This is a genomic window from Oceanicaulis sp., from assembly GCA_040112665.1.
In the GTDB taxonomy this organism is placed as follows: domain Bacteria; phylum Pseudomonadota; class Alphaproteobacteria; order Caulobacterales; family Maricaulaceae; genus Oceanicaulis.
Genome location: CP157796.1, coordinates 1,454,847 through 1,473,178, shown reverse-complemented (window position 1 = coordinate 1,473,178; position 18,332 = coordinate 1,454,847). Strand labels below are relative to the sequence as shown.

At 65.7% G+C, this 18,332-nt stretch carries 17 protein-coding genes; 4 read left to right on the top strand and 13 right to left on the bottom strand.

What is annotated here, in order from left to right; translation table 11 throughout:
* Window positions 1-26: 26 nt before the first annotated feature.
* The 3 genes from ABL308_07025 to ABL308_07015 all read right to left on the bottom strand — a co-directional run bounded on the left by ABL308_07025 (window position 27) and on the right by ABL308_07015 (window position 5,007).
* Window positions 27-2,960 (bottom strand): ATP-dependent DNA helicase, encoded by a 2,934-nt coding sequence (locus tag ABL308_07025; protein XBQ17628.1) that lies wholly within the window; start codon window positions 2,958-2,960, stop codon window positions 27-29.
* The gene (locus ABL308_07020) at window positions 2,957-4,030 is read right to left on the bottom strand and encodes a DNA cytosine methyltransferase (protein ID XBQ17627.1); all 1,074 of its coding nucleotides are present in this window, start codon (window positions 4,028-4,030) and stop codon (window positions 2,957-2,959) included. Before ABL308_07020 ends, ABL308_07025 begins: the two co-directional genes overlap by 4 nt.
* A gap of 416 nt (window positions 4,031-4,446) precedes the next feature.
* Complete coding sequence (locus ABL308_07015) at window positions 4,447-5,007, bottom strand: hypothetical protein (protein ID XBQ17626.1); 561 nt, start codon at window positions 5,005-5,007, stop codon at window positions 4,447-4,449.
* 415 nt (window positions 5,008-5,422) lie between these two features.
* On the opposite strand from ABL308_07015, the gene ABL308_07010 reads away from it, so the two are divergent.
* Window positions 5,423-5,833 carry a response regulator gene (locus ABL308_07010; GenBank protein ID XBQ17625.1) on the top strand — a complete coding sequence of 137 codons (411 nt, stop codon included), beginning with the start codon at window positions 5,423-5,425 and terminating at the stop codon, window positions 5,831-5,833.
* Here ABL308_07010 and ABL308_07005 read toward each other — a convergent pair.
* Window positions 5,830-6,831: a calcium/sodium antiporter gene (locus ABL308_07005; protein ID XBQ17624.1), complete on the bottom strand. Its 1,002-nt coding sequence runs from the start codon at window positions 6,829-6,831 to the stop codon at window positions 5,830-5,832. The two genes, ABL308_07010 and ABL308_07005, sit on opposite strands and share 4 nt — an antisense overlap.
* A 440-nt stretch (window positions 6,832-7,271) precedes the next feature.
* On the opposite strand from ABL308_07005, the gene ABL308_07000 reads away from it, so the two are divergent.
* Both ABL308_07000 and ABL308_06995 read left to right on the top strand, forming a co-directional pair.
* The gene (locus tag ABL308_07000; protein XBQ17623.1) at window positions 7,272-7,421 is read left to right on the top strand and encodes a hypothetical protein; all 150 of its coding nucleotides are present in this window, start codon (window positions 7,272-7,274) and stop codon (window positions 7,419-7,421) included.
* 61 nt (window positions 7,422-7,482) lie between these two features.
* The gene (locus ABL308_06995; protein ID XBQ17622.1) at window positions 7,483-8,016 is read left to right on the top strand and encodes a DNA starvation/stationary phase protection protein; all 534 of its coding nucleotides are present in this window, start codon (window positions 7,483-7,485) and stop codon (window positions 8,014-8,016) included.
* A gap of 126 nt (window positions 8,017-8,142) precedes the next feature.
* Here ABL308_06995 and ABL308_06990 read toward each other — a convergent pair whose 3' ends face one another.
* Genes ABL308_06990 through ABL308_06975 form a run of 4 tightly spaced genes read right to left on the bottom strand, consistent with a single transcriptional unit; the run spans window position 8,143 to window position 10,715 of the window.
* A complete protein-coding gene (locus tag ABL308_06990) occupies window positions 8,143-8,622 on the bottom strand; it encodes a VOC family protein (protein XBQ17621.1) in 480 nt (159 codons plus the stop codon).
* Between the two features lie 45 nt (window positions 8,623-8,667).
* On the bottom strand, window positions 8,668-9,255 hold the full coding sequence (locus ABL308_06985; GenBank protein XBQ17620.1) for a hypothetical protein: 588 nt from the start codon (window positions 9,253-9,255) through the stop codon (window positions 8,668-8,670).
* Window positions 9,256-9,265: 10 nt separating this feature from the next.
* The gene (locus ABL308_06980) at window positions 9,266-10,126 is read right to left on the bottom strand and encodes a bifunctional helix-turn-helix domain-containing protein/methylated-DNA--[protein]-cysteine S-methyltransferase (protein ID XBQ17619.1); all 861 of its coding nucleotides are present in this window, start codon (window positions 10,124-10,126) and stop codon (window positions 9,266-9,268) included.
* 19 nt (window positions 10,127-10,145) lie between these two features.
* Window positions 10,146-10,715, bottom strand: a complete 570-nt coding sequence (locus ABL308_06975; protein ID XBQ17618.1) for a DUF2244 domain-containing protein — start codon at window positions 10,713-10,715, stop codon at window positions 10,146-10,148.
* A gap of 174 nt (window positions 10,716-10,889) precedes the next feature.
* Between ABL308_06975 and ABL308_06970 the strand changes: the two genes are divergently transcribed.
* Window positions 10,890-11,522, top strand: coding sequence for a porin family protein (locus ABL308_06970; GenBank protein XBQ17617.1), 633 nt, complete (start codon window positions 10,890-10,892; stop codon window positions 11,520-11,522).
* A gap of 652 nt (window positions 11,523-12,174) precedes the next feature.
* Here the strand turns inward: ABL308_06970 and ABL308_06965 are convergent.
* From ABL308_06965 to ABL308_06945, 5 genes are all read right to left on the bottom strand, one after another.
* Complete coding sequence (locus ABL308_06965; protein ID XBQ17616.1) at window positions 12,175-12,888, bottom strand: hypothetical protein; 714 nt, start codon at window positions 12,886-12,888, stop codon at window positions 12,175-12,177.
* A gap of 57 nt (window positions 12,889-12,945) precedes the next feature.
* Window positions 12,946-14,016 carry a lipocalin-like domain-containing protein gene (locus tag ABL308_06960; protein ID XBQ17615.1) on the bottom strand — a complete coding sequence of 357 codons (1,071 nt, stop codon included), beginning with the start codon at window positions 14,014-14,016 and terminating at the stop codon, window positions 12,946-12,948.
* Window positions 14,017-14,023: 7 nt separating this feature from the next.
* Window positions 14,024-16,426 carry an FtsX-like permease family protein gene (locus tag ABL308_06955; GenBank protein ID XBQ17614.1) on the bottom strand — a complete coding sequence of 801 codons (2,403 nt, stop codon included), beginning with the start codon at window positions 16,424-16,426 and terminating at the stop codon, window positions 14,024-14,026.
* Window positions 16,423-17,079: an ABC transporter ATP-binding protein gene (locus tag ABL308_06950; protein ID XBQ17613.1), complete on the bottom strand. Its 657-nt coding sequence runs from the start codon at window positions 17,077-17,079 to the stop codon at window positions 16,423-16,425. Before ABL308_06950 ends, ABL308_06955 begins: the two co-directional genes overlap by 4 nt.
* Window positions 17,080-17,144: 65 nt before the next feature.
* Window positions 17,145-18,332 (bottom strand): NAD(P)/FAD-dependent oxidoreductase, encoded by a 1,188-nt coding sequence (locus ABL308_06945; protein XBQ17612.1) that lies wholly within the window; start codon window positions 18,330-18,332, stop codon window positions 17,145-17,147.

Below are 18,332 nucleotides of genomic sequence, written 5' to 3'. Positions count from 1 at the left end.
AGAAAAATATAGAGAGCAAGCGCATTCTACTCGTATTCAGGATCGAACTCCCTGAAGGCAGCCACAGCACTCTTCAATGCTTGTCCTGGCACATGGATCTCCGGTGCAATCGTGTCGGTTGCAAAAGACTCGGGCTGACGAGGGCATAATTTGAAAAAGTCGCAAGCCTCGCACTTTGTTTTCTCGGGGCGCATCGGAAAGTCTTCGTGGATAATGCGCCCCACCGCCCACTCGATGGTTTGCAATGCCGCGCCAATTGCTTCGTCGCTGGTTGGCACTTGCACCCGCTGACCATCCTTGAGGAGATGTACGTATCCAGCTTCTACTGCAGCGCCTAGAACATCACGAGCTGCAGCAGCATATAGCTGTACCTGCAGCGAAAGCTCAGTCCATTCCAAGTCTAGGGCATTTTGGGGATCCGCTCCACCCTCCATTGTTTTAAAATCGATAACGCAAGCATCAATAATGTTGCCAGCCTCATCTTCCTTTAGCATCAAGTCGATCGCGCCGGAAACGACTGCATCTTCAATTGGGATTTCGAACCGAGCCTCGACCTGTCGGCGGTGACGAAAGTCGTCAGAGAAGCGATCCGCGTAATCGACAACGAGTTCACGCGCACGGTTTTTGGCGCGCTCATAAGGTCCTGGGCGGCCTTCGGGGTCCCGACTAGGGATCACGTGCTTCAGGTGGAACAAGTTGCTTGCGATTGCGACTGCATCATCGGTAGTCGGAGGCGCCTCAGAAAACTCTTGATGAAGCTTTCCAATCGCTGCGTGCACAGTCATTCCGAAGCCAAAGAGGTCCGGGATGGCGGGACTGAAGCCGAACAGCTTTCGGTATTGGTAGTCCTTGGGACACCGAAGATAGTAGCGAATGTCAGAGAAGCTGGTGGGAAGGTTTGCTGCATCCAGCCGGCGCGCTTGTGGGGCGGGAAGTAGTCCATCGGTCGGAGTATCAGGTTCGGAAATAATGGCATCGTCTTGAAGGTGGGCGACGAAAGAAGAAGAACGAAAAGCCCTTTTCCAACCTGGACCCATTGCGGAGCCGGTTACATACAAAAAGCGTTCGGCGCGAGTGATGGCAGTATAGAACAGCCGCGCTTCCTCCTCGCGTGTCCCCTGATACGCACCACGCTCCAGTGCACCTGCCAGCACAGCCTCAGGAACAATACCACGATAGCTCTTGCGCCTTCCGGGAAAGCGGTTGTTTTCGACATCGACCACGAAGACGACAGGGAACTCTAACCCTTTCATCTTGTGGACAGTCGAGACGGTTACGGCATCAGGGCGCTGGAGCACCTCTGAGCTAGAGGTGTCATATCCGGCCTCCGCTACAACATTCAAAAAGTTGAGAATGCTCTGAAACCGGGAAGTTGAATCGACACTCGGATAGACACTCTCCACGTCCTGGATGATGCGGCTGAAGACCCCCAAGTCTTGCCAGACCGCCTCGTCAAGGTTCGACTGGGCCGCCCCGAATGCCTCAAGAAGCTCAAAGACGAGATTCTGCGGATAGATGCGCCGGCGCGCGCCCCCGACCACAGGCGCATGTATGTCGCGCCCCCATGAGGTGAATACGCGCGTCAGCTTCGTAAAGTCGGTATTTGGGAAAACGTCGCCAGCGCTTTCGTCGACGAACGCTTGCACATCGTCGCGCGTCGGTTGGCCCTCACGCAAGAGATCAAATGCCGCTCGCATCACTTGAACGTGTGGCCGGTCAAATAAACCGCCTCCAGCTTCAAGCGAGTAGGGGATGTTAGACTGAGTCAACCGGGCTGTGTATGCAACGTGGCGTGGCGGGTGATTATTTGGCTCGGGTTGACGCGTGGACCGCATCAATATCGCGAAATCGGCTGGCGTAAGGCCTCGCACAGTTCCGTCGCTTTCGCGGTAAGCTGTGCCGAGCAATTCGTTGATCTTGGCGACAACCCAATCGGCTTCGTCATCTCGTGTATCAAACCACAATGTCCGAAATTCGTTCGGCTGGTCTGTCTCTGGCGCTTCCGGATTTTTGATGATCCGGGCCGCGCCTAGTTCTTGATGCGCGAAATGGTCAGCAGTCCTCACAATAAGCGGCGTGCTGCGATAATTTACTGAAAGCGTATGGGTCGCAGCGTCCGGATAGCGGTCCGTAAATGTCTGAATTCGCGAAACATCGGCCCCTCGCCAGCCATAGATTGACTGGTCATCGTCACCCACCACAAACAGCGTCTCCGATCGCTCGTGAAGCTGCTGAATCAATGCGTCTTGAATAGGGTTGATGTCTTGGTATTCATCAACCAGAAGGTGTTGAATTGGCTCGGCGGCAACTTCTACAGCCGGCGAATTGCCGCTCAGTTCTTCCACAGCCAAGCGCTGCATAAGCGAGAAGTCAATGAAACGGCTTTCCAACATCGCTTCGCGAAGGTCGCGCAGGCACTCGGCCAATTCCACTTCGTGCTCCGCGATATCATCAATCTTCAGTTGCTCTTCGTTTAGAAGAAGCCAAGCCTCGTAAATGCCCTGGATGGTCTTGAAATACGAATTGGAGAAGCGTTGGCGGAAGCGGTGGAGGCCGAGCATTCCATACTTTTCCATCAGGAAGAGTTTGAGCTTATTGTCGTCCAAGACATCGTGCTGGCGATAGGCTGCGTCCACTTGACCTAGTAGATACTGGCAAAACGAGTGGATGGTGCCGATGTACATTCGGCCAAGCAGATTCACGTCCAGTCCACAGCGCTGCAAAGCATCGGCAACACGAAGCTTGATCGAGTCTGCCGCTTTTTCAGTAAAAGTGAACGCGACGATGCCTGTCGGGTCAGCGCCTTGGTCTGCTATCAGCCATGCGATTCGATAGGCAAGTGTACGCGATTTACCTGATCCCGCGCACGCAAGTGTGACTGTCTCGGCCGCAGTCTCGGTCGCTGCTGCGCGTTGCCTGTCATTCAATGCGTTTGCAAGCACCTCAGAGACATCCGTCATTGAGAGTTTGCGTCCTTGTTCGCCGTTCTTGCGTTTAGCTGCGCGAGCAACGCGGTTGCGTGTTTCTGCGCGAAAATTGGTGGAAACGCGTTACCGATCATCTGCGCCGTTGGATAACGCCCCTTGGAAACGTCAAATTTGAAGTTTTTTGGAAACCCCTGGAGCATCGCTGCTTCACGTAGGGTTATTGCACGATCGTGCTCAGGATGGAGGAAGCGTCCTTTTGACGGATTGATACATCCGCCTGTGATTGTCGGTGATGGCTTTGACCAAGCCATCCGACCATAGATATCGCGGTAGCCATCAAAGTCTTTGTGGCATTTCAACTGCAAGGCTTTAGGCAAATCTCTGCGGCTCCCGCCATCTACCGGGATGCTTTTGATTATCTGCTGGACATGATGAGCTCGGCGGACCTCGTAATCGTGCAGGGGATCACCCGATTTCCCGGCGGGAGGCAGTGCACCGATTACCGACTTAACCGTCCGCCGTCGCTTGCTTGGCTCCGCAAACTCAGGCTTTCGCCCCTGCAGGCCAATAAGGATCATTCTGCGGCGGCGCTGGGGGGCACCAAACTCAGCAGCGTTGAAAACTTTATAATCGCATTGGTATCCAATCGCTTCCAAAGAAGCCTTGATTTCCTCAATGCGCTCATCAGTAGCAAGACCCGGCACGTTCTCCATCATTACGGCTTGGGGGCGCAGGCCTTCGGCGAACCGTACGAACTCATACACAAGGTCGTTCATCGGCTCGGCAATCTGTACGGCACCATTCCGGGTTCTGAGAGTTGAAAACCCCTGACATGGCGGGCAGCCAGCAAGCAGGGTCAGCTGGCCTGGCTCAAGGCCGAGCTTTTCTGTCACCGTTTTCAGCGGGAGGTCCCTGATGTCACGCTTAAATACGTACGTCTTTGGGTGATTTAACTCAAAGGTCTCAGCCGCAAGCTTGTCGTTTTCAACGGCGCCAATGACCCTATATCCCGCCTTCTTAAGACCCAGAGTCAGGCCGCCGCATCCGCTAAAAAGATCAATTGCGGTTGGCTTTGGCAGCGGCTCCGTTGCGGACTGACTCATTGGGAACTCATCGATTCGTTAGCTAACTGAGCGATCTAAGTATAATTAAAGCTTTAAGTCGAGTTAAAACAAAATTACTAGCGGGAAATCAAGCTAATACACGCAATCCCCCTCCCCTAACTCCAACCCCGCGTCTCCCGCAGCTTAAGCCGGAGCGTCATTCCCCGGATCAAGTCCGGGAGACCGGCCTGCGCCCGCTCACCGCTTCGCAGCGGCCTGGAGGGCCGGCCGTTCGCGCTTTCAAATGAGGGCTCGCCAGCCCGTTCGCTGCTTTGAAAGGATCCCCCGGACCCTTTCATCCGCTTTGCGGACCAGCGCTCACCCCGGCCGGCGCGCTGGGGTGAGGCCTTGAGATCGATCCGGGGAATCGATCGACGGGCCGAACGGGCTGGGCATGCCGTTAAGGGGGCCCGGGGCTATACGAGCAGCTCGATCAGGATGGACGCCAAAACCGAGGCGACGAAGACCCAGAAGGTCAGACGCACGCTGATTCGGATTTCTGTCCGGGGATGGCTCCATAACCCGCCGTCGCGCTTGAGGCGCAAGGCCGCTTCAGTCGTCTGTTCCTCGGTGTCCGCGAGGTCGGGAAACAAGACGGCGAAGGTGCGCCGGTCCAGCTGGAGCGTGCCTTCCTCCACTTTCGAGGCGTACCGTCGCCGGACGAGCGCCTTCGCCGCCTTGGCGCCGATCGTTTTGTCCTCTCGGAGGAGGACCGGCGCGCCGTCCTCGAAACCCAGCGCCTTCGCCTGGTTCCAGTTCATCCAAACTTCCGGGTCGCCGCGATTTTCGTCATGCACGGAAATTTGGAAACCACGCGCTGCGCCGCCGTTTCCAGAAAAGAGCAAGCTGGCGCCGAGCCGAAAGACGACAGTCGCCAGCCAGACCCCGCCCCCGAGCGCCAGCACCGCCAGCGCGGCGATCAGCGGATCGCCGAGCGAGCGTACATGTTCGGCCGCCGCCGTGATCATCGCGTTCATGAGCTCCCCCCGGACCCCTCTGTCATCGCCGATTTCAGCCCAGGCGGACGCCGTGCGCAAGGCGCGGACCGCGGCTCACCCCCCTCCCCCCGCACCGGGCTTGCCCTGCAGTCCATGAGAAAGAGGATCCGCACCCACCGCGAGCGGGCCCGGCTGGAAGCGCGGGCGCGCGAGCCTTGGGGGCGTAGAGAGCGGGTATGCACAGGCCGCGCGCGAGACGCGCCGCGTGGCGTCTAAGGGGCGTGTGACCGCCCCCGCCTGCGCGCGGCGCGGGTAACCGGTCCGGACCTGGCGGCGAAAAATATAATATGTTCTGGATTTTGCCGGTTGCGCCCTTGCGCGGGCTCGCCGGGCGCGGGCATTCTTGGTCAACGTATTCTTCTTATGCAGGAGCGGACCGCGAAACGGGGGCGGGATGGACGTCAGGCGAGAAGCGAAGACCGGCCGGGTGCACTCCGTCCTGCTGATCGACGACGATCCGACCGAGGCCGAGCTTCTGCGCAGCGCGCGCGACAGCGCCGGGATCGCCTGCGACATCCACTACGCCGAGAGCGGCAGCGAGGGGCTGGCGCAATGCGGCGCGCTCTCGCCCGACCTGGTGCTGGTCGATCTCAACATGCCCGGCAAGAGCGGGTTCGAGGTGATCGCCGAGATCACCGCCCTGCCCAGCCGCCCCCCTCAGATCGCCGCGTTCTCCACTTCGCGCTCCGAAGACGACCGCAAGCGGGCGCTGGAGGCTGGCGCGTGTCTCTACCGCTCCAAGCCGCGGACGCTCGAGGAGTATGTCGCCTTCATCAAGGAGACGTGCGGCGGCGCTGACCGCTAGAGCACGCCCGGCACGTTCTGGGCGACCAGCCAGACCACGTAGGCGACGTAAGCGGCTGCGAACACCGCGCCGACCGGCCGGGAGACCTTGCGGCCGGCGAAGATCAGCCCCGCGATGGCGATCATGACGCCGGCCATCACCCAGAAATCGAAGGCGATGAAGGATTGCTCGACCGGCGCGGGTTCGCCCGTGGCGAGGCTCGCGGCCACGCCCGTGATGCCGCCCACCGCGCAGATGTTGAAGATGTTCGAGCCGATGACGTTGCCGATCGCCATCTCCGCCTGGCGCTTGAGCGCGGCGACCAGGGCTGTGGCGAGCTCGGGCAGCGAGGTGCCGAAGGCCAGGATGGTCAGCCCGATCACCGCCTCGGACACGCCGAACTCGCGCGCGATCCCCGCCCCGCCGGTGACGATGAGCTGCGCGCCGACGGGCAGCAGGACAAGGCCCAGAAGGACGTACACGCCCGTCATCAGCCAGGTCTGCGGCAGGCCGTCCATGTCGTCGACCTCGGTCAGCTCGGCGATCACCGGATCGTCCTTGGCCGAGCGCGCGCCGATGGCGAGATAGGCCACATACGCCACGATCAGCCCGGCCAGCGCCCAGCCTTCATTCAGGCCCAGCGCCCCGTCCATGCCGAACCAGATGAACAACCCCGTAAGCGCCAGCGCGATGAAGGCGTTGCGCCTGACGCCCGGCGCCTTGGTGGCCAGCGGCGCGATGATCGCAGGCAGGCCCAGCACCAGCAGGATGTTGGCGATGTTCGATCCGACGATGTTTCCGATGGCCAGGCCCGGCGCGCCCTCGATGGCGGCCGCGGCGCTGACGACCATCTCCGGCGCACTGGTGCCGAAGGCGACGATCGTCAGACCCACGATCAGCGCGGGCACGCCCAGCCGGCGGGCGAGCGAGGTCGCCCCGCGCACCAGAACCTCGCCGCCGAACAGCAACACGGCGATGCCCGCCACGATCAGGATCAGCAGAAGGATCGGTTCGGGCATGGGGGCGTCCTGTCAGCGTCGTCAGGGAAAGGGCGGCGTGACGGATCTAGTCCAGGCGCTTGTTGTCGATGAGGTTGAGGATGGCGAAAACGCCGAAGGCGAGCCCGAGAGCGATGATGGCGGCCATGAGCGGTGTCCTTCTTCGGTGTAAACGAAACGCGCACCGCATATAGCGCGCCGCCGCCGCCGCGCAAAGCCGAACCGGCTGTACGCAGGCGGGCGTTCAGGCATGAAAACAACCGCGCCGCCGCCCCGCCGGTTCCGCTGCGCTTCTTGTTCCGGAGATTTTTGTCGAAATTCGCCCTTCGGGCGGGAACGCGCTCCACGCCGGGCCGGTTGTCTCATCAAGGATCGGCCCTAGGTCGAACCCCGACACGCCGCGAGAGGCGGAGCCGGCGAGAGGCTCCCGCGCGGCGGTGCGACGCGAAAGGAGGTCAGCCATGACCGTGAAGGTTCGCAAGACCGAGGCCCGACAGGGCGAACGCCGCGGCGACCAGGAGAAAGTCTTCATCTGGTCGCTGATCATCGGATTTCTCTCGCTGGGCGCAGTGACCGCCGCAGCGATCCTGCTCCGCCCGTTCGGCGGCTGACGGCGCAGCGCATCAGCGCGCCCCCGAACCGGACCCTGACACGCCATAAGAGGATTGTTTCATGAGCGACGCGCTCGATTCCGACCTTCGCAACGAAGAAAGCCCGCACATCTCGGTGGCCGGCGAAGAGGCCCGAAAGCGCCTCGCCGCGCGCCTGGCCTCGGCGACGGCGGACACCTATCTGCTGCTCGCCAAGACCCAGGGCTATCACTGGAACGTGGCGGGCCCGCTCTTCGTGTCGATCCACGAGCTGACCGAAGAGCAGTACCAGGACCTGTTCGAGGCCGCCGACGATCTGGCCGAGCGCATCCGCGCGCTGGGCGAGCCCAGCCCCGGCAGCTACCGCCAGTTCGCCGAGATCTCCGCGATCGAGGAGGACGACGGCAGCCCGAAGACCGCCAAGCAGATGGTCGAGGCGCTGGCCCATGACAACGAGCTCGTCGCCCGGCGCATGAAGGCGGCCAGCGACATCGCCGAGGAGCTCGGCGACAAGGTCACCGAGGACATGCTCATCGACCGGATGCAGCAGCACGAGCAGAACGCCTGGATGCTCCGCGCCATCGCCGCCGACGAACCGCACGGCGCCAAGCACTAGGCGCGATGACGATCGCTTAAGGGAAAGGCCGCTCCGGAAGGGGCGGCCTTTTTTCTTGTCTGTGTCGCAGGGGGGCGCTCCGCTGGTTGAAGCGCCGCGACATTTGCCAGCCGATCGGCGCTGCTTTTACCAGCTGCCCTCGTTCTCCATGCTCTTCCAGGGCTCGGCGGGCTCTTGCGCCTCGCCGGCCTGCAGAAGCTCGATGGAGATCCCGTCGGGGGTCTTCACGAACGCCATGCGACCGTCGCGCGGCGGGCGGTTGATCGTGTAGCCCATGCCCTGCAGCCGGGCGCAGAGCGCGTAGATGTCCGCCACCCGATAGGCCAGATGGCCGAAATTGCGGCCCGAGCCGTACTCTTCGGGATCCCAGTTATAGGTGAGCTCGACCATGGGCAGGCCCGCCGGCAGGGTCCCTTCGATCGGGCGGGTCAGCGGCGGCTCGAACCCTGCGCGCTTGAGGTCGTCGGCGGCGGCCAGGAAGATCAGCGTGAACCGGCCCTTCTCGTTCTCGCTGCGGCGCACCTCTTCAAAGCCCAGCCCTTCGCAGAAAAAGCGCAGCGAGGCGTCGATGTCGGTGACGCGCACCATGGCGTGCAGGAATTCCATGCAAGACTCCGTAACGGTTTGAATGAATTGAACGCAGCCGAAGCGTCAGTCGTTCGGCGCGCGATCTGCGGCGTCTTCGGTTTCGCTCCCCGTCCGCGGATCGGGACGCACCCGGCGCGCCCATTTCGGCCGGGGCCGCCAGCCGGTGTCTTCGGGGATGGGCTCGCCGCGCGCCCGTGCGAGCGCGTGGTGGAACGGCTCGGGGCTGTTGGCGTGCGCCAGCCGGGCGAAGATCGCCGCGACCGAGGCCCAGATGAAGCACAGTGAGAAGAACAGTACGAACATGAAGACATAACCGGTGCGCCCGCCCCAGTCCGGCGCGCCGCCCGCCCGCCAGACCACGTCGTAGAGCCAGGGCACCACGAGCAGAGACACCGGGCTGACCAGAAGCGCCGCCGCCGCGCCGCCGGCCGCATAGAGCGCCCAGCGCGGCTGGTGGCTGTCGACATAGAGCCGGACGAATTCGTCCTCGCCGACATCCTTCACCGTGCCGGGCTTCTCGCGGGTTCGAAGCGCGTACTCGTCGCGCGCATCGCCTTTCAGCGCGCGCACGGCGAGCGCCCAGCGCGCGAGGCTTGTTACGATGAACAGGAGGACGAGCCCGCCGAGCAGGTAGAGCGATGCGAAGAACATGGGCGCTGTTCTAACGCCTCGCCGCCTCGTAGGCGAGCATGGCGCGCTTGCGATTCAGCCCCCAGTGATAGCCGGTCAGCCGGCCGTCGCTGGAGAGCACGCGATGGCACGGGATGAGGAAGCTCACCGGGTTCGCGCCCACCGCCGCGCCGACCGCCCGGCTGGCCTTCGCGGTGCAGACCGTCTCGGCGATCGTGCGGTAGCTGACGATCCGTCCTGCCGGGATGCGCAGAAGCGCGCGCCAGACCTGCCGCCGCCAAGGCGTGCCGTAAAGCGCGAGCGGGATCGAAGCCTCGCCCGGCGCGGCCTCGAAGATGCGCGCCGCCCAGTCCTTGGCGACAACATCGTCACGGACGAAGCGCGCTTCGGGATAGCGTCCGGTGAGATCGGCCAGCGCGGCCTCCTCTTCGCCGGGGTCGGCGAAGGCGAGCGCGGAGAGCCCGCGCGGAGCGATCAGGAACACGCCGATCCCGAACGGGGTGGGCGCGAATCCGGTGCGGAAGGTCAGCGTCTGTCCGCCTGACTTCACCTCGCCGGGGCTCGCGGCCTCTTCGGCGATGAAGACGTCATGCAGGCGCGAGGGCGAGCTCAGCCCCGTCTCGTAGGCGGCGTCCAGAACGCTCGCGCCCTCGACCAGCATGCGCCGCGCGCTCGCCCAGGTCAGCGCCTGGATCATCCGCTTGGGGCTCGCCCCGGTCCAGCGGGTGAAGACGCGCTGGAAATGATGCGGGCCGAGCCCGGCGGCGCGGGCGGCTTCGGCGAGGTCGGGCTGTTCGCGCCAGTGCTCGCCCAGCCAGGCGATGGCGGCGGCCATGCGGTCGTAGTCGCGGCTTTCGTCGAGCGGATCGGGGAGCGGTGCGAGCGTGGTCATGCGCGCAGACTGGCCGGGTTCAGACCGCCGCGCCACCCGGTTCTTGCGGCGGCTCGAAGGGGGCGCCGCGGCGGGCCTTCTCGATCGCGCCACGCACGGCTTCAGCCAGGGACTCGCGCTCCTTGGGGCTCAGCATCGCGCCGATGATCAGGCTGCGCCCCTTATGGCTCAGCCGCGCCTGCACGTCTGGCTCGCCCCGGCCGGCGAGCTCCACCCGCGTCCAGGCCAGCGGCACGCGATAGGCGGTGACATGTCCGAAGGGCGTGCGCCGGGCGACCCGGATCTCCTCGGCGGTGACCTGCACGGTCTCCAGCCGCCGCCCGTCGCGATAGGACATGCGGAAGGCCAGCCAGACCAGCAGCACGTCCAGCCCGAAAAACCCGATCACCGGCCAGGCGCCGATCGACACGAACGCGATCCCGGCGCAGAAGCTGACGATCACCAGCACGCCCATCAGCACGTAAAAGCCCGGGTTCGGCAGCGACCGGTTGGGCCGGATCGACGCGTCGAAATAAAGCGGCGCGTCCGCGGGCAAGGGCGGGGCGGCCGGGTCGGCGGGCCAGGTCTCGTATTGCGCGCGGCGTTCCATGCATCCGAAGAATAGGGCGCGCGGCCGCGCGGTTCCACGGCGAGGGTGTTGCACCGCTGCGACAGGGGCTGAGGCCGGCGCGGCGATCGCTGCACGCGGCCGGGAACGCAAGCGCGCTTCATCTCGATACGCCAGCGGGGTTCGGGGATCGAAGCGACAGGAAAGACGCCCCTCATGGCACACATGCTCAAGACCGCCGCCTCCGCCCTGGTTCTGACCGCCGCCGCAGGTGCGGGCGCGCAGGCCCAGTGGATGGATTACGACGAGGCCGGGCTCTACCTCGAAGGCGGCTACGCCTATTTCAACACCGAGCCGGAAAACACCGAGGACGGGCTGGACGCCAGCGGGATCGTCCTGCGCGGCGGCTACGCCTTTTCCGAGATGTTCTCGATCGAGGCGGACGTGTCGACCGGTCTGGAAGACGGCGATTTCGACTTCAACGTGGACGAGGACGAGTTCAATTTCGACGGCAATAACGACGGCGATCTGGCCGACGTGGTGGCCGTCGCCGGCGATATCGGCCTGAACTATCTGGTCGGCGGCTACGGCAAGGTCGATCTGCCCGTCACCGAGAACATCGATATCTACGGCCGGGCGGGCTACGCCTATGTCGATCTCGACGCCACGATCGCCTCGGCCGCGGGCCAGGAGTTCAATGTCGAGGAAAGCGCGGACGGCCCGGCCTTCGGCGCGGGCGGCGAGGTCCAGCTCACCGAAAGCTGGAAGGCGCGGCTGGACTACACCTACTACTCGTTCGAGGAAGCCGACACCGACCAGTTCACGGTCACGCTCGGCTACCGCTTCTAGGTCTGTCCAGAGCCTGAACCAGAGCGCCCCCGCCGCCTGGCGGGGGCGTTTTTGTAGGGCCTCACGCCCTTGCCTTGAACAGCGCTGAAGCGCTTCAGCGCAACTCCCTCCCCTTGATGGGGAGGGTCCGCCCGAAGGGCGGGGGTGGGGGTGAGCGCCGGTGCGCGGAGCGCATCAATCGATCCGGGGGATCGATTGAAGGCGGCGAACGGGCCGGCAGGCCCCGGACGGGATCGTCGAGCGCCGAGAACTTGCAGACCCTGGCGCTCCCCCACCCGACCCGGCGCTATGCGCCGGCCCACCCTCCCCGCAGAGGGGGAGGGAATTTTCTGTCGGCGACCGACTTGCACGCTCCCGAGAGCACGAAACCTCCTTCCCTCCCCTTGACGGGGAGGGTCCGCCCGAAGGGCGGGGGTGGGGTGAAGATCGTAGGGCGCTGGAGCCCGCAAACCCTGGCGCTCGCCCCACCCGACCCGAGGCTTCGCCTCGGCCCACCCTCCCCACGAGGGGGAGGGAGTAAGACGCTGCACAATTTGATACGTCGGAACGTAAAGCTGAACCGCCACTCCCTCCCCTTGACGGGGAGGGTCCGGCCGAAGGCCGGGGGTGGGTGAAGATCGTAGAGCGCCGTCCTCTGAAAACCCGCCGCCGCCTACACCACCAGTAGCAACGCGCCATAGGCGGCCACCCCGCCGAGGAACGCCCAGACATTGCTTTCGCGCTCCTTGGGCAGCTCTTCCTTGACGGTGTTCAGGATGATCCCGCCGGCCAGAAGCGCGGTCAGAAGGGCGACATACCGGTGTTCGACGAAGACGAACGCGCCCAGCGCCCAGCCCGCGATGGGGGCGGCGGCGAGGATGAAGCGGCCTGAACGCCGATACCGGTCGCCGTGCTTGCGCACCAGGGCCCGGTCGTTGACCACGTAATGAAGGCCGAGCGCGAACGTGTAGAGCGCGAGGGACACGAGGCCTCTGCGCGCCTGCTCGTCGATTACGTAGCCGATGAGCGCGTTGTAGACCGCGAAAGACCCCAGATGCAGGCCGTAGATCGACCAGGGCGCGCCGCGTCCGGTCGGATTGACCCGCGCCATGCGCTCGAACGCGTAGGACAGCGACAGCCCCGCCATCGCCATCAGCCAGACGTCGCGCGCGCCGGGAAGACCGGCCGCGCCGCCCAGATGATCGGCCTGCGCGCCGGCGAGTTCGGGCAGCAGGTGCAAAAAGACATAAGCCGTCGCGACGCCGCCCGAGATCGACAGCCAGGCGCTGCGCGGGGTGACGTCGAGGAACATCAGCCACGGGCTGACCAGATGCACGCCGGCGAAGACCAAAGCTGCGGCCAGCGCCATGAGGTCGGTGCTTTCCATGAAGACGGTCCGCTGCGGCTCCCCCGCGCAAATGCGGACCCGCCAGGCGTGGTTCCGTTATTCGCCGGCGCCGTCCGGTTCGTAGCCGGTCATTTCGAGATAGCCCCGCCCGTCATGACTGCCGCTGATCGAGACCGGCCCCTCCCAGTAGGAAAACCGCGTCGCCATCCAGCTCTGATCGTTCAGCGCGTCGATCTCCACGTCGATCCCGCGCGCGGGCAGTTCGACGCGCCATGTCACCGGAACCGTGCGCCCGGCGACCTCGGCGGTCCTGAGCGGGGTCAGGGCCAGCGCCCCGTCCTCATAGGCGGTGAGATCGCCCTCGGGCGTGATGAAGCTCGCCGAGGTGTAGACCGTCCCGCCGGTCTGCCTGAGCTGAAAGCCCATCAGCTTCGAGCCGTCCCCGAAGTGAAGCGACACCCAGTCCCAGCCGCGCTGGTCCTCCGACAAAGGCTGTGAGGACCACTCCCGATCGAGCCAGGCCTGTCCGGTGACGTCGACCTCTTCCCCGCCAGGCAGGCTGATCACGCCTTCGACGGTGAAGAAGGGCTGGGAGAAATAATAGCTCGCCTGGCCCGCGGCGGATTTCACCGAGTAGCCGTCCTCACCGTGAAAGACGATCGGGCCTTCGGCAATGAGATCGAGCCGGTAGGCGAAGTCCGGGCCGCGGGCGAACACGGTGAGATCGTCGAGCGCGTCGCCGGTTTCGGCGGTGGAGACCATCTCCCATTCGTCGATGAAGGCGCGAAAAGGTCCGGTCTCCACCCCCGCCTGCCCCACCCCGCCGCGGGCCAGCCGCTCGGCGTGAAAATGCGCTTCCGGCGTGGTGAGCCCGGCATGGCCCATGTAGAGCTGCGGGCTCGCGAACCCCTCGCCGTCTTCCGGGGCGAGCGCGCTGCGAAACAGCGTCCACTGCGCGCCGTACTCCCGCCCGTCCTCGCCCTGAAGGACGGCGGTGAGATACCACCACTCGATCCGGTAGTCCGGATGCGGACCGTGATCTTTGGGAAAGTCGAACTCATAACCGCGCTGGGGCACGGCGAAGCCTTCGGCCTCGGTCCCCAGCCCGGCGAAACCCTGCGCCAGCGCCGGCGCGCCGGCGAGCCAGACGAGGAGAGCGATCAGCATCCGCATCTCAGCGCTCCTGTGCGAAGACGGCGAGGAAATCGCGCGGCGGACGCGCGGCGAGCCGGCGCGCAGGTAGGGCTGCGGCCAGCAGCGCGGCGATCAGCGCCAGCACGAAGAGCCGCGCCATGTCGCCGGGGAAGAAAAACATCGGCAGCCGCCAGCCGAAGGCCTCGACATTGACCACCGCCAGCAGCGCCCAGGCGAGCGCGAGCCCGGCGGGCAGGGCCAGCGCGAAGGTCAGCGCCGCCAGCGCGGCGGCGCGTAAAAGCTCCAGCCGGGCGAGCGATTTGCGCGTCATCCCCAGCGCCCAGACCGGGGCGAGCTGCGGCAGGCGCATCTGCGCCAGGGTGACGAGGCTTGCGAACATGGCGAAGGCGGCCACTGAAAGCGTCAGTACGTTGAGCGCGGCCGTGACCGTGAAGGTGCGTTCGAACACCCGCAGGGAGAACGCCTTCACCGCGGCCTGATCGACCGCGCCGTTGCGCGGCAGGTCGAACTCCGCCTGAAGCGCGGCGATCAGCGCTTCGGTGCGCGCAGGATCGACCCGCACGGCCCAGCGCGTGCGCGAGACGCCCTCGAAGCGCTCGGTGAGCTGATCAGGCGCGATCAGCACCTGATAGCGGGGGTTTCCGTAGTCGGAATAAACCCCGGCCACGGGCAGCGCGCCGCCGGGCAGGTCGACGCCGTCACCGAGATCGAGCCCCTCGCCGCGCCAGTACTGCTCGTTGACCAGAAGCGCCTCGCCAGCCGCGACGGCCTCCCAGACGTTTTCGCGCGCGGTCAGAAGCGGCCAGTTGTCGCGATAGGTTGGATGGTCGGCGACCGCATAGACCTCGCCGGGCCGTCCGGCCAGCGTGGCGCGGGTCTCCCAGATCGGCAGAACCGCGTCGGTGCGCGGGAGCAGAAAGTCGCGGATCTGTTCGGCCTGATCCTCGCTGCGGGCCGTGACATAGACTTCGGCGGCCAGGCGCTGGTCGAGCCAGCCGGTGAAGGTCGCCCGGAAGCTGCCCACCATCGTGCCCACCCCGATATTGGCCGCGAGCGCCAGCATCAGCGCCATCAGCGCGAGCGACAAAGCAGGCAGCTGCTGGCGGGTGTCGGCGAGAAACCATTCCGTGCGCGGACCGCTGGCGAGCCGTTCGAGCCCGGCGAGCACGGCGGCGGCGACGGGCGGCAGAGCCAGCGCCGCGCCGATCAGAAGCCCGCCGAGCATGGCGAAGCCGGCGATCATGCCGTCAGCCAACTGCGGTACGGCGAAACCGGTGAGCACGAAGCCCGCCGCGACGAGCGCCTGGACGCCGAGCCGTGCCGAACTCGCCCGCGCCCAGGCTCGCGGCCGGGCCGAAGCCAGCAGACCGGTTTGCGCCGCGCGCCTGACCGATTGGGCCGTGGCGAGCAGCGCGCCGGTCACCGCGATCGCGAGCCCCGAGATCACCCAGCCGGGCCGGATGGACAGCGCGCCGCCGACCTCCGCGCCGTAAAGCCCGCGCAGGGTGGCCGCGACGTCGGGCAGAAGCGCGCTCGCCACGAGCCCGCCCAACACAACGCCCGCCCCGCCGGCGAGCAACGAGAGCGCGACCGCCTCGAGCAGCAGCGCTGCGATCACCGCGCTGAGCGGCGCGCCGATCGCGCGCAGGGTGCGCAGGCTCGCCCGGCGCTGTTCGAAGGCGAGCCCGATCGCGGCGTAGACGATGAACAGGCCCACTGCGAAGGACAGGAAGCCGAAGGCGGTGAGATTGAGATGAAAGCTGCCCGTCAGCCGGGCCGCCTCCCCGCCTCCGCCCTCGGCGCGCGACAGCTCCGGCGCGATCTCCGCGATCGGCGTGAGGCCCTGGCGCGAAGGATCGATCAGGATCGCGCTCGCCTCTCCGGGCCGGCCGAGCAGGCGCTGGGCGGTTCCGATATCGGTGAGGATCGCGCCCGGCTCGATCCCCGCCGCAGCCTCGACCGGGGGCAATCCGGATGCGGATGAAATCGCGTCCACCGCCTGGGGCGCGGCGAGCAGGAGGCCCGGCGGCAGAAGAAAATCGAGGCTGAGCGCGTCTGCGTCGGCCGATCCTGCGCCCGCACCGCCGGAGGCCGGCGCGGTCAGCGGCTCGATCCCGGTCAGGCTGTAGACCGTCCCGCCGATCTCCAGCCGCCCTTCAAGGATCGGGCTCGCATCCCAGCCTGCGCGCCTGAGCGCCGCCCAGCTTTCGATGCCGACCGCTCCTGACCCGCTCTCCCAGCGCTCGACCGCACCGCCGAGCGCCGCGTTCGCGGCGTCATAGCTCGCGCGCGCCTCGGCGTTGATCGCCTGCACCGCCGTCCAGAGCCCGGTCGCCAGCGCCAGCCCTGCCAGCAGGTCCGCGAGCTGGCCCGGCGCGCGCCGCCAGTGGCTTAAGAGGGTGAGAAGAACCCGGCCGGTCACGCCAAAACGCCGCGCGCGAGATGCAGCCTGCGGCCCATGCGCGAGGCGAGACGCTCCGAGTGGGTTACGGTGACCAGCGCCGCGCCGGTCTCAGCGGCGAGCTCGATCATGAGATCAGTGACGCTGTCGCTGGTGGCCTCGTCGAGATTGCCTGTGGGTTCGTCGGCGAGCAGGAGATCGGGTTTCGCCGCCAGCGCCCGGCCGATGGCGACGCGCTGCTGCTGGCCGCCCGAAAGCTGTTCGGGGAAGCGATCTGCCATCTCATCAAGCCCGAGCCGGTCCATGAGACGGTCCGCCCAGCCCGGATCGAAGCGCTCCGACAGCCTCGCCTGAAGCGCGATGTTCGCGCGCACGCTCAGGGACGGGACGAGATTGAACTGCTGGAAGACCAGCCCGATCCGCTCGCGCCTGACCCGCGCCCGGCCGGTGTCGTTCAGCCTGGAGACGTCCTCGCCGCCGATCTCGATCTTCCCAAAGTCCGGCGCGTCCAGAAGGCCGATCAGATGCAGCAGCGTGCTCTTGCCCGAGCCGGACTCGCCGGTGATCGCGACGGTCTCGCCCGCCTCGATCTGAAGCGACACGCCGCGCAGCACCTCGACCCGGGTCTCGCCCGCGCCGAAGCTCTTGCTCAAGTCTGTCGCCCTCAAAAGCATGGCCGGTCCGTTCTCGCGTCAGCGATCAAACTAGCCGGACCGGGCCGGTTTGGAAGGCCGGCTGATCAATCGGCGGTGGCTGCGGCGTGCGCGCTCGCCCAGGCCCACTGGAAGTTATACCCGCCGAGCCAGCCGGTGACGTCGACGCACTCGCCGATGAAATAGAGCCCCGGCGCATGACGGCTCTGCATCGTCTTCGAACTCAGCCCGCCGGTGTCGATCCCGCCGCGGGTGACTTCCGCCGTGCGCCAGCCTTCGGTGCCCGCCGGTTTCACCGTCCAGGCCGACAGCGCCGAGGCCGCCTCGTCCAGCGCCGCATGGCCGGCTTCGGCGAGCCGGCCGATCTGCGGCAGCAGCTTCCTTTCGGTCAGAAGCTCGACCAGCCGGCGGGGCATCACGGTCTCGAGCGCGGAGCTCAGCGACTTCATCGGGTGCTCAGCCTTCAGTGTACGGAGCACCCCTGCGCCGTCGCCGCCCGCGAACAGGTCGATCGCCACCGCCTCGCCAGGGCTCCAGTACGAGCTGACCTGCAGCATGGCCGGCCCGGACAGGCCGCGATGGGTGAACAGCATGGCTTCATCGAAGGACGCTCCGCCCGCGCTCGCCCGGACCGGGGCGGCGAGACCGGAGACGCCGGCGAACGCCTCTTTCAGGGCGCCCTCGAAGGTGAAGGGGACCAGCGCGGGCGCCGGCTCGACGATCTCGTGGCCGAACCGCCGGGCGAGATCATAGGCGAAACCGGTCGCGCCCATCTTGGGGATGGAGAGCCCGCCCGTGGCGATGATCACGCGCTCGCAGATGATGACTCCGACGGAGGTCTGAACGCGCCAGCCCTCGCCTTCAGGCTCGACCGCGCCCACCTGGGTTTCCAGCCGCAGCGTTCCGCCTCCGGCGGTCATCTCGGCCAGCAGGATGTCGATGATCGCGCCAGAGCGCTGGTCGCAGAACAGCTGGCCCAGCGTCTTTTCGTGCCAGCTCAGCCCATGACGGGTCATCAGATCGCAGAAATCCCAAGGTGTGTAACGCTTTAGCGCGGACTTCGCGAAATGGGGATTGTTCGAGATGAAGCGCGAGGCCTCGGTCTCGACATTGGTGAAATTGCACCGCCCGCCGCCGGAAATCCGCACCTTCTCGGCGGGCTTTCTCGCATGGTCGAGCACGAGCACGCGGCGGCCCCGCGCGCCTGCGAGACCGGCGTAGAACAACCCCGCCGCCCCGGCGCCGATCACCACGTCGTCGACGGTTTCACTCAT

Coding starts and splice junctions, on each gene's coding strand:
- ABL308_07010 (XBQ17625.1), top strand. CDS start 5,423: ATGGACGTCAGGCGAGAAGCGAAGACCGGCCGGGTGCACTCCGTCCTG.
- ABL308_06990 (XBQ17621.1), bottom strand. CDS start 8,622: ATGGAATTCCTGCACGCCATGGTGCGCGTCACCGACATCGACGCCTCG.
- ABL308_06985 (XBQ17620.1), bottom strand. CDS start 9,255: ATGTTCTTCGCATCGCTCTACCTGCTCGGCGGGCTCGTCCTCCTGTTC.
- ABL308_06975 (XBQ17618.1), bottom strand. CDS start 10,715: ATGGAACGCCGCGCGCAATACGAGACCTGGCCCGCCGACCCGGCCGCC.
- ABL308_07000 (XBQ17623.1), top strand. CDS start 7,272: ATGACCGTGAAGGTTCGCAAGACCGAGGCCCGACAGGGCGAACGCCGC.
- ABL308_06945 (XBQ17612.1), bottom strand. CDS start 18,332: ATGAGTGAAACCGTCGACGACGTGGTGATCGGCGCCGGGGCGGCGGGG.
- ABL308_07020 (XBQ17627.1), bottom strand. CDS start 4,030: ATGAGTCAGTCCGCAACGGAGCCGCTGCCAAAGCCAACCGCAATTGAT.
- ABL308_06970 (XBQ17617.1), top strand. CDS start 10,890: ATGGCACACATGCTCAAGACCGCCGCCTCCGCCCTGGTTCTGACCGCC.
- ABL308_07015 (XBQ17626.1), bottom strand. CDS start 5,007: ATGAACGCGATGATCACGGCGGCGGCCGAACATGTACGCTCGCTCGGC.
- ABL308_07025 (XBQ17628.1), bottom strand. CDS start 2,960: ATGACGGATGTCTCTGAGGTGCTTGCAAACGCATTGAATGACAGGCAA.
- ABL308_06980 (XBQ17619.1), bottom strand. CDS start 10,126: ATGACCACGCTCGCACCGCTCCCCGATCCGCTCGACGAAAGCCGCGAC.
- ABL308_06995 (XBQ17622.1), top strand. CDS start 7,483: ATGAGCGACGCGCTCGATTCCGACCTTCGCAACGAAGAAAGCCCGCAC.
- ABL308_06950 (XBQ17613.1), bottom strand. CDS start 17,079: ATGCTTTTGAGGGCGACAGACTTGAGCAAGAGCTTCGGCGCGGGCGAG.
- ABL308_06960 (XBQ17615.1), bottom strand. CDS start 14,016: ATGCTGATCGCTCTCCTCGTCTGGCTCGCCGGCGCGCCGGCGCTGGCG.
- ABL308_07005 (XBQ17624.1), bottom strand. CDS start 6,831: ATGCCCGAACCGATCCTTCTGCTGATCCTGATCGTGGCGGGCATCGCC.
- ABL308_06965 (XBQ17616.1), bottom strand. CDS start 12,888: ATGGAAAGCACCGACCTCATGGCGCTGGCCGCAGCTTTGGTCTTCGCC.